This window comes from Microbacterium sp. NPDC056234 (assembly GCF_042267585.1).
Lineage (GTDB): Bacteria > Actinomycetota > Actinomycetes > Actinomycetales > Microbacteriaceae > Microbacterium.
In genome coordinates, this window is record NZ_JBHJTE010000003.1 from 116,592 (window position 1) to 130,500 (window position 13,909).

General features: G+C 69.7%; 12 protein-coding genes. 5 read left to right on the forward strand and 7 right to left on the reverse strand.

The window, feature by feature from the left end; genetic code table 11:
• Positions 1-67: 67 nt before the first annotated feature.
• The 5 genes from ACFCYE_RS09965 to ACFCYE_RS09985 form a co-directional block, all read right to left on the reverse strand.
• A complete protein-coding gene (locus tag ACFCYE_RS09965; RefSeq protein WP_376178363.1) occupies positions 68-859 on the reverse strand; it encodes a class I SAM-dependent methyltransferase in 792 nt (263 codons plus the stop codon).
• Between the two features lie 19 nt (positions 860-878).
• Complete coding sequence (locus tag ACFCYE_RS09970) at positions 879-2,024, reverse strand: AMP-binding protein (protein WP_376178364.1); 1,146 nt, start codon at positions 2,022-2,024, stop codon at positions 879-881.
• Positions 2,025-2,060: 36 nt separating this feature from the next.
• On the reverse strand, positions 2,061-2,972 hold the full coding sequence (locus ACFCYE_RS09975) for a 1,4-dihydroxy-2-naphthoyl-CoA synthase (protein ID WP_376178365.1): 912 nt from the start codon (positions 2,970-2,972) through the stop codon (positions 2,061-2,063).
• Positions 2,973-3,042: 70 nt separating this feature from the next.
• Positions 3,043-4,038, reverse strand: coding sequence for a permease prefix domain 1-containing protein (locus ACFCYE_RS09980; protein WP_376178367.1), 996 nt, complete (start codon positions 4,036-4,038; stop codon positions 3,043-3,045).
• A gap of 1 nt (position 4,039) precedes the next feature.
• Positions 4,040-4,372, reverse strand: coding sequence for a PadR family transcriptional regulator (locus ACFCYE_RS09985; RefSeq protein WP_376178369.1), 333 nt, complete (start codon positions 4,370-4,372; stop codon positions 4,040-4,042).
• A 76-nt stretch (positions 4,373-4,448) separates the two neighbouring features.
• Between ACFCYE_RS09985 and ACFCYE_RS09990 the strand changes: the two genes are divergently transcribed.
• On the forward strand, positions 4,449-5,468 hold the full coding sequence (locus tag ACFCYE_RS09990) for a GNAT family N-acetyltransferase (RefSeq protein WP_376178371.1): 1,020 nt from the start codon (positions 4,449-4,451) through the stop codon (positions 5,466-5,468).
• Between the two features lie 93 nt (positions 5,469-5,561).
• Positions 5,562-6,542, forward strand: a complete 981-nt coding sequence (locus ACFCYE_RS09995) for an o-succinylbenzoate synthase (RefSeq protein WP_376178372.1) — start codon at positions 5,562-5,564, stop codon at positions 6,540-6,542.
• A gap of 9 nt (positions 6,543-6,551) precedes the next feature.
• Here ACFCYE_RS09995 and ACFCYE_RS10000 read toward each other — a convergent pair whose 3' ends face one another.
• A complete protein-coding gene (locus tag ACFCYE_RS10000) occupies positions 6,552-7,181 on the reverse strand; it encodes a TetR/AcrR family transcriptional regulator (protein ID WP_376178374.1) in 630 nt (209 codons plus the stop codon).
• A 127-nt stretch (positions 7,182-7,308) separates the two neighbouring features.
• Between ACFCYE_RS10000 and ACFCYE_RS10005 the strand changes: the two genes are divergently transcribed.
• From ACFCYE_RS10005 to ACFCYE_RS10015, 3 genes are all read left to right on the forward strand, one after another.
• The gene (locus tag ACFCYE_RS10005) at positions 7,309-10,065 is read left to right on the forward strand and encodes an efflux RND transporter permease subunit (protein ID WP_376178376.1); all 2,757 of its coding nucleotides are present in this window, start codon (positions 7,309-7,311) and stop codon (positions 10,063-10,065) included.
• Positions 10,062-12,218 (forward strand): YhgE/Pip family protein, encoded by a 2,157-nt coding sequence (locus tag ACFCYE_RS10010; RefSeq protein ID WP_376178377.1) that lies wholly within the window; start codon positions 10,062-10,064, stop codon positions 12,216-12,218. The genes ACFCYE_RS10005 and ACFCYE_RS10010 overlap by 4 nt, the downstream gene beginning before the upstream one ends.
• Before the next feature lie 109 nt (positions 12,219-12,327).
• Positions 12,328-12,915 (forward strand): 2'-5' RNA ligase family protein, encoded by a 588-nt coding sequence (locus tag ACFCYE_RS10015; protein ID WP_376178378.1) that lies wholly within the window; start codon positions 12,328-12,330, stop codon positions 12,913-12,915.
• Positions 12,916-12,927: 12 nt separating this feature from the next.
• Here ACFCYE_RS10015 and ccsB read toward each other — a convergent pair whose 3' ends face one another.
• On the reverse strand, positions 12,928-13,908 hold the full coding sequence (ccsB, locus tag ACFCYE_RS10020) for a c-type cytochrome biogenesis protein CcsB (RefSeq protein ID WP_376178379.1): 981 nt from the start codon (positions 13,906-13,908) through the stop codon (positions 12,928-12,930).
• Position 13,909: the final 1 nt, after the last annotated feature.

Here is a 13,909-nt window from a genome sequence, read left to right on the forward strand (position 1 = left end):
CCTCTCACGCTACGCGAGGGCGTCCACCAGGGCATCCGTCGCGGGATGTATCCGTCCGCGGGCGGCGTCAGGCGCGGGCGATGATCTCGCCGTGCGGCACGAGGTACCAGCCGTCCTCGGCATCAGCCCACTGCCGCCAGCCGGCGCTCATGCGTTCGAGATCCGCCCGCGTGGCGAGCCCCGAGTCGACGGCCTGCCGGGCGAGCGCGGATTCCAGGATGCGGTCAGCCCACATGCCGCCCCACCAGGCACGGTCCTCCGCGTTCGCGTAGCACCACGTCGATGCCGTGGCCGCGACGTCCTCGAACCCGGCGGCCTTCGCCCACGACAGCAGCCGGCGCCCGGCATCGGGTTCCCCGCCGTTGGCGCGGGCCGCGCTGCGGTACAGGCGCAGCCACTCATCCAGTTCGGGGATCAGAGGGAACCAGAGGAAGCCGGCGTAGTCGGCATCGCGTGCCGCGACGATTCCGCCGGGTTTCGCGACGCGGCCCATCTCGCGCAGCGCCTGCACGGGGTCGGCGACGTGCTGCAGCACCTGGTGCGCGTGCACGACATCGAAGCTGTCGTCGGCGAAGCTCAGCGCGTGCACGTCCTCGACCGAGAAGTCGAGGTTCGTCAGTCCGCGATCGGCCGCCGCGCGCCGCGAGAGGGCGAGCTCCGTCTCGCCGATCTCGGTGGCGGTGACGTGCGCGACCCGCTCGGCGAACTCGACCGTGATCGTTCCAGGACCGGCCCCGACGTCGAGCAGCGAGGCGTCGGCGGCGAGGTGCGTCCGCAGGTACTCGGCGGAGTTCGCGATGGTCCTGTTGTTGTGGGAGCGCAGCACCGATTCGTGATGCCCGTGGGTGTAGGTCGCCATCGCCCCAGTGTGGCACCGCTCAGCGCAGCAGCGCCGCCAGATGACCGATCGCGTCACGGTCCGGCTTGCCGCTCGGCAGCGTCGCCAGTTCATCGACCAGCACCAGCCGCGCGGGGCGCGCATGCTTGCCGATCTCCGCGGCGACCGCCTCCCGCGCGTGCTCGAGCTGCTCGGCCTCGCTGCGCCGCAGCGCCTCTCCTCGGACCGCGACGATGACCGAGGCTTCGCCCCAGCGCTCGTCGTCGACGCCCACGACGACGGCCGATGTCAGCCCCGGCACTCGTCGCACGATGGTCTCGACGCGGTCCAGAGAGACGTTGATCCCGCCGGACACGATGACGTTGTCGGCTCGACCGTGCACGCGGACGACGCCGTTCTCGACGATGCCGAGATCTCCGGTCCGATACCAGCGGATGCCGCGCTCGTCCCGTTCGAACGTGAGATCCGTGAGTGTCGGGTCGCCGAGGTATCCGTCGGCGAGCATGGGCCCGGCGATGCGCAGTTCGCCGTCGACCGCGTGGACGTTCACGGTGTCCAGCGGGACGCCGTCGTACACGCACCCTCCGCTCGTCTCGGTCGACCCGTAGGTGCGCACGAGGTTCGCCCCGGCATCCGCAGCGCGTTCGCGCAGCACCTCGGGAAGCGCCTGACCACCGACGAGGATCGCGCGGTACACCTGCAGCGCGGCGCGCACACCCGGCTCGTCGATCGCTCCGAGCAGGGCGGCGATCTGCGCCGGGACCAACGAGGTGTACAGCTGATCGACCGAACCGGTGCGCAGATTCGTCAGCGTCGCCTCGGCGAATGCGGTCGGCGAGAATGCGCCGGAGAGCACCACGGGCTCCGTCCCCGCGAGGATCGAGCGCACGAGGACCTGGAGTCCGGCGACGTACCCACCCGGCAGTGCGAGCAGCCAGCGCCCCTCACCGATGCGCGCGGCCGTCGCCTCGGCGCCGGCGCGCAGCGCCTCGCCGCTGAGCGCGACCCGTTTCGGGATGCCGGTGGATCCGGAGGTCCCGATCACCACCGCCGTGCCGTCGGGGACCTCATCCGGCTCGTCCCCCAGCATCCCGAGACCGAGAGCCGGACCGGCGTCGAGCGCGCGCCGGAGCTGCTCGCTGAGGACGACGGGGTCATCCGCGGGGGTGGGGACCAGGCGTGTCATGCGTCGGCGCTCAGTCGTGCCCGGGGAGCGGGAGGCTCAGAAGTGCCATGGGAATGAGCTCCAGTTCGGTTCGCGCTTCTCGAGGAACGAATCGCGCCCTTCGACGGCCTCGTCCGTCCCGTAGGCGAGCCGCGTGGCCTCTCCGGCGAACACCTGCTGACCGACGAGCCCGTCGTCGACCGCATTGAACGCGAACTTCAGCATCCGGATGGCCGTCGGCGATTTGGTCAGGACGGTCCGCGCCATCTTCAGCGCCTCGCGCTCGAGCTCGGCATGCGGCACGACGCGGTTCACGGCACCCATCTCGTAGGCGCGCTGCGCGGAGTACTCCTCGGCGAGGAAGAACACTTCGCGGGCGAACTTCTGTCCGGTCTGACGCGCCATGTACGCCGAACCGTATCCGGCGTCGAACGAGCCGACGTCGGCATCGGTCTGCTTGAACTTCCCGTGCTCCGCAGACGCGATGGTCAGGTCGCACACGACGTGCAGCGAGTGCCCCCCACCGGCCGCCCAGCCAGGAACGACGGCGATGACGACCTTCGGCATGAACCGGATGAGCCGTTGGACCTCGAGGATGTGCAGGCGCCCGGCGCGCGCCGGGTCCGCCACGACGGCCTCGGAGTCGGAGTACTTGTAGCCGTCGCGGCCGCGGATGCGCTGGTCTCCGCCGGAGCAGAACGCCCAGCCTCCGTCCTTCGCGCTCGGACCGTTGCCGGTGAGCAGCACGGCACCGATCCGCGGGTCCTGACGTGCGAGGTCGAGCGCGCGGTAGAGCTCATCGACCGTGTGCGGGCGGAAGGCGTTGCGCACCTCCGGACGGTTGAACGCGATGCGAGCGACACCGCCGTCCACCGACACGTGCGCGGTGATGTCGGTGTAGGCCTCGGCACCCGGTGCGAGCGTCCACTCGGCGGGGTCGAAAAGGTCGGAGACGAATGCGTTGTCCACGGCATCCAGCCTATTCCCCGGCAACGCACTTCCCCGAGGAGCACGCTGCTCCCCGGGGAAGTGCGGACGATCAGACCTGAATCGCGTGCCGCGCTCGTCCGGCCTTGCGCCATCCGTCGACGATGTCCCAGACGACGCCGACCGCGATGCCGAATCCGAGCAGCACGGCGAGGATGCGGAAGATGCCGCCGTTCTCCGCCGCCTCGGCATCTCCGGCGGCGAAGCCGTCGCCACCAGCCTGGACGATGTGTGCGAGGAAGTCCGGGTTGACCAGTTCACCACGCAGCATCAGCACCAGCACCCAGGCCGCGAACGCCAGCGCGAGCACGGTGTTCACCACCGCCATCGTGGTCGTCCAGCGGCGCTGGCGGAACAGCGCGATGGCGAAGCCCGCCTCAAGGACGATGAGCACGAACAGCGCTCCGATCCCCCACGGCCACAGCTCCGGGTTGAGGATCGGGATCGGGTCGCCGCCGGTGGGGAAGAATCCGCGGACGCGATCCCAGATCACGGCGATGGCCGCGATGCCCAGGAACACGAGCGAGGCGATCAGCTCGCTGCGCCCGGCCCCGTCCTCCTGGACCTCGGGGAGCTGGTCGACATCCCACTTCATGCCGGTGTCCGCTCCGGTGCGCTCCAGCACGACGAAGACGAGGGTGGTCCAGAATCCCAGGTGCACGAGCACCGTCATCCCGACCGCCACCGACTGCCCGATCGTCTCGCCGACCGTCGCACCGGAGAGCAGCAGCCCGAGAACCATGGCGCCGACGACGCTCACCGGCACGATCCACAGCAGCAGCTTCAGCAGTCGCCACCACGTCAGGTAGTACTTCGGCCCGATCAGGTGCAATGGGCGATCGGCATAGCCGGCGGCCAGAATGCCGGGGTCGCCGAGTTCGGTCAGGACGGCGCGCTCGGCGTCGGCCGGCGACTCGCCCTGTTCCACGCGCGCCTCCACGGCGTCGGCGATGGAGGCCTCGAGCTCGGCGCGGACGTCGTCCTGCGTCTCGGGCTTGAGGCTGCGGATCGTGGCCGAGATGTAGCGCTCGGTCAGTGTGGCGGTCATGTCAGTGCTCCTCTTCGGTGAGCGATGTGATCGCCGCGGTGAGCGATCGCCATTCCAGGGTCAGGGTGTCAGCGAGACGGATTCCGGCGTCCGAGGTCCGATAGAACTTGCGGGGCCTCGCCTCCTCGGTGTTCCACTCGCTGGTGAGGTATCCCTGCTTCTCCAGCCGCCGCAGCAGCGGATACAGGGTGTTGGCATCGGTGGTGAAGCCGTGCCCTTCGAGCTGCTCGAGCAGGCTGTAGCCGTACCCGGCATGGCGCAGCAACTGCAGGCAGGCGAGCACGATGGTGCCGCGCCGCAGCTCCTGCAGGTGTGTGTCGAACGTCTCGTCCATGTCGACCACATTACTGTGTGACGCACACTATTGTCAATCACGCATCGATGTTGCACGTGGGAGATAGGTTGGGAAGATGCCAGGACCGCTCACGATCTCTCGCGTCGACCCGTTCGACGATTCCGCCTACGACGCCTGGTGGGAGGCGTACGCCGCGGCCCGCCGGGTCGGCATGGGCGAGAACGCCGTGATCTGGTCCCGCGATGAGAGTCGAGCGGAGTTGCAGCAGCCGTCGGCGACCACCGAACGCCGCGCGTTCGTCGCAGTCGAGGACGGCATAGTCGTCGGATCCGCCTCGATCGGCCTGTCCCTCAAAGACAACGTGCATCTCGCCGGGATCGGCGTGAACGTGCCTCCGCAGCATCGCCGCCGCGGGGTCGGGTCCGCCCTGCTCGCTCATGTGGAGGCGGAGGCGGCGGCCGCCGGACGCACGACGATCCGGGCGGACATCTTCTGGCCGGCATCCGCCCCGGCCGACGGCTCCGGCGAACCGGGTCGCGAGTTCGCGCGCCGTCACGGCTACTCCGTCGCCCTGGGAGACCTGCAGGGGCGCCTCGATCTGCCGGTCACGGATGCCGTGATCGAAGAACTCGTCGCCGAAGCGCCCGCTCCCGGCTACACGATCCGCAGCTGGAACGGTGCTGTGCCCGAGGACATCGTCGCCGAGTGGGCGGCGCTGGATGCCGTGCTCGACACCGAAGCTCCCACCGGCGACCTCGACATCGAGGCGGCATCCGCCGACGTCGCGGACTTCCGCGCCGACGAAGAGCTCGTCGCGCGGCAGGGACGCACCTCGTTCGGGACCGCCGCGCTCACGGCAGACGGGCATGTCGCGGCGTACACGCAGATCGTCGTGTCACGCGATGACGGCAACGCCTATCAGTGGGGCACGCTGGTCCGCCGCGAAGACCGCGGTCACCGACTCGGACTGCGGGTCAAGCTCGAGAACCTGCGGATGCTGCAGCAGCACTCCCCTGACACCACGCGCATCTACACGTTCAACGCGGACTCGAACGCGCACATGCTCGCCGTCAACACGCGCCTGGGTTTCCGCACGACCGCTCTCATGGCCGAGCTCCAGAAGCGGCTGGGCTGAGTGCTCGCCCATCGAGAAACCACTTCGTGAAGAGAAACCACTCGCGAGGTGATTCTCGCGCCGGAGATGGTTTCTCGCGGGCATGATGGGGGGATGACGCCGCCGCTTGCCGACATCCTCTCCACCGCCAGGGTGGTCGCACTCCCGATGACGACCCGGTTCCGCGGCGTCGACGTCCGAGAGGCGCTGCTGCTGGAGGGGCCTGAGGGCTGGGCGGAGTTCTCGCCGTTCGTCGAGTATTCGGATGCCGAGGCATCCGTCTGGCTCGCCGCAGCGATCGACTTCGGGTGGATGCCGCAGCCGACGCCACGACGAACGACCATCGGCGTGAACGCGACGGTGCCGGCCGTTCCCCCTGCGCAGGTCGCAGCCGTCCTGGCGCGCTTCCCCGGCTGCCGCACCGCGAAGGTGAAGGTGGCCGAGCCGGGGCAGCTGCTCGCGGACGATGTCGCCCGGGTGCGCGCCGTTCGGGAGGCGATGGGCCCGGAGGGACGCATCCGGATCGATGCGAACGGTGCCTGCAACATCGACGAGGCCGAACACGCGATCCATGCCTTGGCCGAGTTCGATCTCGAGTACGTCGAGCAGCCGTGCGCGAGCGTCGACGAACTCGCCGAGCTGCGCACCCGCGTGAAGTACATGGGCATCCCGATCGCCGCGGACGAGAGCGTCCGCAAGGCCTCTGACCCGATCGCGGTCGCCCGCGCGGGCGCCGCCGATCTTCTGGTGATCAAGGCGCAACCGCTGGGCGGCATTCGCCGGGCGCTCGACATCGTGGCAGAGGCGGGGCTGCCCGCCGTCGTCTCCAGCGCGCTGGACACCGCGGTCGGCCTCGCCCAGGGGGCGCTGCTCGCGGCATCCCTCCCGGAGCTGGACTACGACTGCGGCCTGGGCACCGGAGCACTCTTCGTCGAGGACGTCGCCGAGCTCGTCCCGCGCGACGGCGGGATCCCGGTGGGCCGCATCAGCCCCGACGCCGAACGACTCGATCGGTTCGCCGCATCCCCCGAGCGCACGCAGTGGTGGATCGACCGGCTCACGCGCTGCCACGCGCTGCTGTCGGCATCCGACTGACCGAGCGGATCACTCGGCGGGCGCGATGATGAGGTCGACGAGCTGACCGAGCGCCTCGGCCCCCACGTGATGCAGACGCTCGCCGTCCAGCCCGTCGAGCGCGGCGCGCGCCATGCACCCCTCCCACTGGATCATCAGCATCCGCGCAGCCGACGGAACATCGATCCGCAGGGCGAAGAGCCCGGTGTCGATGAGGCCCTGAATGATCGCCTCGATGCTCGCGACCATCGCGCGGTCCTGTTCGAGGTAGGCCGTGCCGAACGCCTCGTCGCGCAGCGCACGGATGCGGATCTCGCTCATCATGAGCACGCCGAGGCGGTCATCGAGCCCCGAGTCCATGATCCGCTGCACCAATGCGGTCGGCTCCGCGTCGCCGGCGAGCACACCGGATGCGACGAACTCGTCGATGCGCCCCCTGACCGAGGAGAGCCGCTGCTCGGCGACCGAGGATGCGAGCGCCAGGAACAGCTGATCCTTGGACTCGAAGTTCGAGTAGAACGCCCCCCGGGTGAAGCCGGCGCGCTCGCAGATCGCCTCGACGCTGGCCCCCTCGAGGCCGACCTCCGCGAACACCTGCGCCGCCGCATCCAGCAGGCGCGCCCTGGTGTTCTCGCGGCGTCTGGTCACCGGAATCGTCATCGGACCCTCCTTGCTCCCACTCTCACATCCTGCGCACAGTTTCGCACCGTCGACTCACCGTAGGATACAGAGTTGTATCGGATACACTTGTGTATCCAATCCGCGTCGGCACCCACGGAGGATCCTCGTGTCCACACTCCTGTCGTCCCTCGGACGCTGGTCGTTCCGCCACCCGTGGCGGGTGCTCGTCTCGTGGCTGCTGGTTCTCGGCATCGCGGGCGGAGGCGCGCTGGTCCTCGGCAGCGGCACGGACAACACCTTCTCGATCCCTGGCACCGAATCCCAGGCCGGTCTGGAGCAACTGTCTCGCTCGTTCCCCCAGGTCAGCGGGACGAATGCGCAATTCATCGTCGTGGCGGCGGACGGCGACAGCATCACGGATGACGCGTATCGCAACGACATCGAGGATGCGGTGGGCGATCTCGAGGGCCTCGAGGGCGTGCTCGCCGCCACTTCCCCGTACGACGAGATGGTCGACGGCATGATCAACGACGATGAGACCGCCGCGATCGTCCAGCTGCAGTTCGACGGGCAGTCCACGGACGTCTCGGAGGAGACCAAGGACGAGCTCGCGGCAGTCGTGGACGAGCTGTCGGCCGCGCTGCCCGAGGGTGCCGAGACCGCGCTCGGCGGCGACCTCTTCGCGACGTCGATTCCCGGGGTCACGATCACCGAGGCGATCGGTCTGCTCATCGCACTGGCTGTGCTGGTCGTCACATTCCGCTCCTTCGCCCTCGCCGGTCTGCCGCTGGCGACGGCGATCCTCGGCGTCGGGATCTCGATGGCCGGCATCTTCGCGGCGACCGCCTTCGCCACGGTGTCCTCGACCACCCCGCTGCTGGCGCTCATGCTCGGCCTCGCCGTCGGCATCGACTACGCGCTGTTCATCATGGCCAGGCATCAGGATCAGGTGCGCGACGGCGTCGAACCGGAGGAGTCGGCCGCCCGCGCGGTCGGGACGGCGGGGTCCGCCGTGGTGTTCGCCGGCATCACCGTGCTCATCGCCCTGATCGGTCTCGGCTTCGCCGGCATCCCGTTCCTGACGACCATGGGCATCGCGGCATCCGTGGCCGTCGCCGTCGCCGTCGCGATCGCCGTGACCCTGACGCCGGCGCTGCTCGGATTCATGAAGGGGCGCGTGATCGGCTGGAAGCGCAGGCCGCGCCCCGCGAAGGCCTCGAGCGAGCCGGCCCGCACGTTCAGCCAGCGCTGGGTCGGCGGCATCACGAAGCGGCCCGTCCTCACCTCGCTCGCGGTCATCGTCGGGCTCGGCGTCATCGCCATCCCGGCACTCAGCCTGAATCTCGCGCTCCCCAACGCCGGCGTACTGCCCAAGGACTCCGAGGCCCGCCACAGCTACGATCTCGTCGCCGAAGAGTTCGGCCCCGGCTTCAACGGGCCCCTCATCCTCACCAGCACGATCGTCACCTCGACGGACCCGCTGACGCTGATGGAGGACCTGGGCGATGCCGTGGCGGACATCGACGGCGTCAAGGAGGTCGCTCTCGCGACCCCCAACGAGACCGCCGACACCGGTATCGTCCAGGTGATCCCCGAGACCGCTCCGGACGACCCCGCCACGAGCGATCTCGTGCGCGAGCTGCGCTCGCACCACGACGAGTGGCTGGACGAATTCGGCATCGACGTGAAAGTCACCGGGTTCACCGCGGTCGCGATCGACATCTCCGACCAGCTCGGCGCCGCGCTGCTGCCGTTCGGGATCTTCGTGATCGGGCTGTCGCTCATCCTGCTGACGATCGTGTTCCGCTCGCTGTGGGTGCCGATCACCGCCGCGCTCGGCTATCTGCTGTCGATCATCGCCGCGTTCGGCGTCGTGGGCGCGGTCTTCGAATGGGGCTGGTTCGCCGATGCGCTGCACGTGGCGAAGGTGGGACCCATCATCAGCTTCATGCCCATCGTTCTGATGGGCGTGCTGTTCGGTCTGGCGATGGACTACCAGGTGTTCCTGGTCTCCCGCATGCGCGAAGACTTCGTGCATGACAAGGCCTCCAAGAGCACGGACCGCGCCGAGCGTCGGGACGCGGCGATCCGCGCCGTCCGCACCGGGTTCAGCGGGTCGGCGAAGGTCGTCACCGCCGCAGGACTCATCATGTTCGCCGTCTTCGTCGCATTCGTCCCCGAGGGCGATTCGTCTCTCAAGCCGATCGCGCTCGGCCTCGCCGCCGGCATCGCGATCGACGCGTTCCTCGTGCGGATGACGCTCATCCCCGCGCTCATGGCCATCCTGGGCCAGCGCGCGTGGGAGCTGCCGCGCTGGCTGGAGCGGATCCTGCCCAGCGTCGACATCGAGGGCGAGGCCGTCGAACGCGAGCGGCACCTCGCTTCCTGGCCGGGCGATGACTCGGTCGTCGCGGCGGATGATCTGTCTCTCGTCGCGGACGCGCCGATCCTGGAAGACATCACCCTGCGCGTCGCACCGGGTGAGGCACTGGTCGCCACGGCTCCCGACGCCCGCGTTCGCCGGGCGCTGGCGCTCGCCATCGCCGGCCGCGTGAATCCCGACGGCGGACGCCTGCGCGTCGCCGGGCACCTGCTGCCAGGGCGGGCGGCCTGGGTGCGAGCCCACGTCGGCTGCGTCCTCGTCGACGACGCGGATGCCGCCCTCACCGACCTGCGCGAGGCACTGCGCGGTCGGTCTGAACTCGTCGTCATCGACGGCATCGACCTGCTGGCCGGCGCTCAGCGCGACCAGGCGACGGCGATGCTCAGGGATGCCGCGGCATCCCGGCCGCTGGCCGTGTTCGCCACGGCATCCGATGCGTACGTCGCCCGCGCGATCCTGGCGGACGCCGGATGGCCGGACGCCGACGTGATCGACACCCGCTTCCCCCACCGCACCGAGAGCACCGAGGTGACCGCATGACCCTCTCCTTCGAACGGACGCGCTCGCGCAGGTCGGTCACCTGGCTGACGGTGCTGGGTGTGCTGCTGCTGCCCGCGATCATCGGCGGTCTGCTGGTGGCGGCGCTGCAGAACCCGACCGAGCGGCTCGACACCATGACCGCGGCGATCGTCAATCTCGACGAACCGGTCACGATCGACGACCAGTACACCCCGCTCGGCCGTCAGCTCGCCTCCGGACTCGTCGAGGGCTCGGATGAGCTGGATTCCAACCTGACGTGGGTCATCTCCAACGAAGACGACGCCACCGAGGGCCTCGAGGACGGCACCTACCAGGCCGTCATCACGATCCCGGAGAACTTCTCGTCTGCGGCGACCTCATCCGGCCAGGCCATCGCGGACGGCGGCGGGGAGGCCGAGCAGGCGATGATCAGCGTCACCACGCCAGAGGACGGGCGTGTGGCGGATGACCTCATCACCTCGCAGATCGCGGCCGCCGCGACCTCGACGATGGGCACAATGCTCAGCGAAGCGACCATGGAGAATGTGCTGGTCGGATTCTCGACCCTCGGCGAGCAGCTCGGCGAAGCAGCTGATGGCGCGACGCAGCTGGCCGACGGAGCATCGCAGGCCGCCGACGGCGCGACCGCTCTGCCCGACGGTGCGACGCAACTCGCAGACGGGGTGAGCCAGCTCGGCGACGGCGCCTCCCAGCTCGGAGACGGCGCATCCGAGATCTCGAACGGGGCGACGCAGCTGGCCGACGGGGCGACCCAGCTGAGCGGCGGCGCGAACTCGCTCGGGACAGGGCTGGACACGATCGCCGCCCAGACCCGTGAAGCAGGCGCAGGCGCGACCACCCTCGGACAGGGGCTTCTCGCCGGTGCCGCTGCGATGACGGACCCGGCCGGCGAGCTGAGTCAGCTCGTCGGTGCGGCCGGGACCGTCGCCTCGGAGTCCGGCGCCGCCGCCGAGTCGACCGTCGCGACGGCGACGCGGGTCGGTGAACTCGCGGCGACGCTGGGCGCTCTGGCCGGACAGTGCGATCCGGCAGTGTCCGGCGATCTCTGCGCACAGCTCGCTACGGCCGCGGCGGATGCCGGGACTGCCGCCGCTTCGGCCGGCGACGCCGCAACGGCGGCCGGCACGGCATCGGGCTACGCCGCGGGGCTCGCCGACGGCATCGGCGCATTGCCGCAGACCCTCTCCGCTCAGCTCTCCGAAGCCGGCAACGGCGCGGTCGCGCTGGGCGACGGACTGGGTCAGCTCGCCGGAGGCGTCGACCAGTCCGCTGCCGGCGCGCGTGAGCTCGCGAACGGCGCAACGGGCCTCTCGACCGGCGCATCGGGCCTCGGCGAGGGAGCAGGGCAGCTCGCAGCCGGCGCCGACGAGCTGAGTTCGGGTGCAGGACAGCTCGGCGACGGCGCGACCCAACTCGCCGACGGCGCGACCGAGCTCGTCGATGGACTCGGCGAACTCGCCACCGGTACCGATGAGCTCGCAGGCGGTCTCGATACCGCCGTCGATTCGATCCCGTCCTTCACGGAGGACGAATCCTCGTCGCTGGCCTCGGTCATCGCCGACCCTGTATCGTCGAACGGCTCCGCCTCGACGATCTTCGGGCCGACGGCGATTCCGCTGCTCACGGCCGTCGTGCTGTGGTTCGGCGCTCTCGCGACCTTCCTCGTGCTGCGGCCGCACACGGCGCGCACCCTCACCTCACGGCGGCCCTCGATCTCGCTCGCGCTGCGGGCGTTCGCGCCTGCGGCGCTCATCGGCGCGGGGCAGGGCGTGCTCGTCTCGGTCATCGTCCAGATCGTGGCGCAGTACGACGCCGCGAGCTGGTGGGTGTTCGCCGGTACCGCCGTGCTCGCCGGTGTCTCGTTCACGGCGGTGAATCAGGCGCTGGTGGCGGTGCTCGGCGGTGCCGGGCGCTGGATCAGTGCGCTCGTCGGTGTACTGGCCATCGCGACCGGACTCATCTCGACCGTGCCCGCGTGGCTCGCCTCGCTCGGGGCGGCGCTGCCGACACAGCCGGCGTACACCGGCCTGATCGCCGGGAACGGGGCTGCTCTCGCGGGGCTGATCGTGTGGGGTGTCCTGGCGCTGGGCGTCACGACGCTCACGGTCGCACTGCGCCGGACGACGTCCGCGAAGGCTGTGCTCGCCAGCTGAGGCGCGCGCCCTGCGCCGAGCAGGAAGACGAACGCGGGTTCTCGCCTTCGAGAGAACCCGCGTTCGTCATTTCTCGCGACGGCGACGCGAACGCGGATACGCTCGGTCGATGCGCCGTCCGTTCATGAGTACGCCCGCCCAGCTCACCTCGTTGGAGGGGCAGCAGTACCTCGTGCTGCGCCCGACCGCGGTGGTGGCCGATGCCTACAGCGAGGTGCAGGTCGCGGCGCTCGGCGGACTCCGCGATGCCGTCACGCATCCGCATACCGGGCACGTCACGCTGCGCGGCTTCTCCGAGCCGGAACGGCGTCACCTGCTGCATGCGCTGATCCGCGAGTGGGCCGCCGACCAGCACCCGATCGAGCTGACCGTCGAGGCGGTAGACGTCTTCCCTGCGCCGTGGCAGATCGTCATCCTCCGTCTGGCCCGCACGCCTGCTCTCGTGACGGCCTACGCGGGTCTGACGGCGGCTCTCGACGCGACGGACTTCCGGCGACTGGGCGAACTGGCACTGGACGACTGGACCTTCCACCTGTCCGTCGTCTACGGCAAGCACCTCGACGAAGACGCCTGGTCCGACCTTGAGCGCGCGTCAGTGCGGGGCCTGCCCGCTGGCGTGACCGAGACGGTCTCCGAGGTCGAGTTCGTCTGGTACGAGAACGGCGCGGAGCACGCCGAGGTCATCCCGCTCGGTTGAGACGCCCTCAGCTCAGCTCAGGCCGGAGTAGGCGTGCAGGCCCTTGAAGAACACGTTGACGATCGTGAAGTTGAAGATCACCGCGGCGAAGCCGACGATCGACAACCACGCGGACGGGCTTCCGCGCCAACCTCGGGTCGCGCGGGCGTGGATGTAGCCCGCGTAGAGCACCCAGATGATGAACGTCCAGGTCTCCTTGACGTCGAAGCCCCAGTAGCGGCCCCACGCGTCCTGTGCCCAGATCGCACCGGCGATGAGGGTGAACGTCCAGAAGATGAAGCCGATGATCGCGAACCGGTAGGCGAGCCCTTCCAGGCGCTCCGCCGTCGGCAGGGTCCCGAGGAAGCGCGGACCGGTCTTCTCCGCCTGCTCCACGATCTTGCGCTCGCGCCGTGCCTGCAGCAGCTGCAGCACGGACAGCGAGCACGCCAGCGCCAGGAACGCCGTGGAGAGCGAGGCGACGAACACGTGGATGACGAGCCACACGCTCTTGAGGGGATCCATCAGCGGGACGACCTCGACGTAGAAGTTCGTGGCGGCGAGTCCCAGCAGCACGACGACGAGACCGATGATGAATGTGCCCAGGTAGCGCAGATCGACGCGGGTCAGCACGACGAGGTAGACGAGGACGATCAGCGCCGTGCCGATCATCGCGAACTCGTAGAGGTTCGCCCACGGAACACGTCCGGCCGCGACGCCGCGCATGACGAGGGCCGCGACGTGGAGCAGGAACGCGAGGACGGTCAGCGCCGTTCCGATCCGCGCCATGACGAAGCGGGGCTTCTTCGGCGCCTCGGCCGCTGATGCCGCGGCGACCGCATCCGCCGACGCACCGGCGCCCGCATGAACGAGCTCTCGCTCCGCCTTCGCATCAGCGGTGGCCGCAGAACGACCGGCGAGGTCGAAGGCGTACGCGACGAACGCCGCAGCGTAGATCGCGATGGCTGTCCAGATGCACAGCAGCGAGTAATCGTCGAGCGCCAGCGCTTCCATG

What these genes read in the sequence shown, in the direction of transcription:
- ACFCYE_RS09970 (WP_376178364.1), bottom strand. Translation starts at nt 2,024, where the DNA reads ATGACACGCCTGGTCCCCACCCCCGCGGATGACCCCGTCGTCCTCAGC.
- ACFCYE_RS10015 (WP_376178378.1), top strand. Translation starts at nt 12,328, where the DNA reads ATGCGCCGTCCGTTCATGAGTACGCCCGCCCAGCTCACCTCGTTGGAG.
- ACFCYE_RS10010 (WP_376178377.1), top strand. Translation starts at nt 10,062, where the DNA reads ATGACCCTCTCCTTCGAACGGACGCGCTCGCGCAGGTCGGTCACCTGG.
- ACFCYE_RS09995 (WP_376178372.1), top strand. Translation starts at nt 5,562, where the DNA reads ATGACGCCGCCGCTTGCCGACATCCTCTCCACCGCCAGGGTGGTCGCA.
- ACFCYE_RS09965 (WP_376178363.1), bottom strand. Translation starts at nt 859, where the DNA reads ATGGCGACCTACACCCACGGGCATCACGAATCGGTGCTGCGCTCCCAC.
- ACFCYE_RS09990 (WP_376178371.1), top strand. Translation starts at nt 4,449, where the DNA reads ATGCCAGGACCGCTCACGATCTCTCGCGTCGACCCGTTCGACGATTCC.
- ACFCYE_RS09980 (WP_376178367.1), bottom strand. Translation starts at nt 4,038, where the DNA reads ATGACCGCCACACTGACCGAGCGCTACATCTCGGCCACGATCCGCAGC.
- ccsB (WP_376178379.1), bottom strand. Translation starts at nt 13,908, where the DNA reads ATGGAAGCGCTGGCGCTCGACGATTACTCGCTGCTGTGCATCTGGACA.
- ACFCYE_RS09985 (WP_376178369.1), bottom strand. Translation starts at nt 4,372, where the DNA reads ATGGACGAGACGTTCGACACACACCTGCAGGAGCTGCGGCGCGGCACC.
- ACFCYE_RS10000 (WP_376178374.1), bottom strand. Translation starts at nt 7,181, where the DNA reads ATGACGATTCCGGTGACCAGACGCCGCGAGAACACCAGGGCGCGCCTG.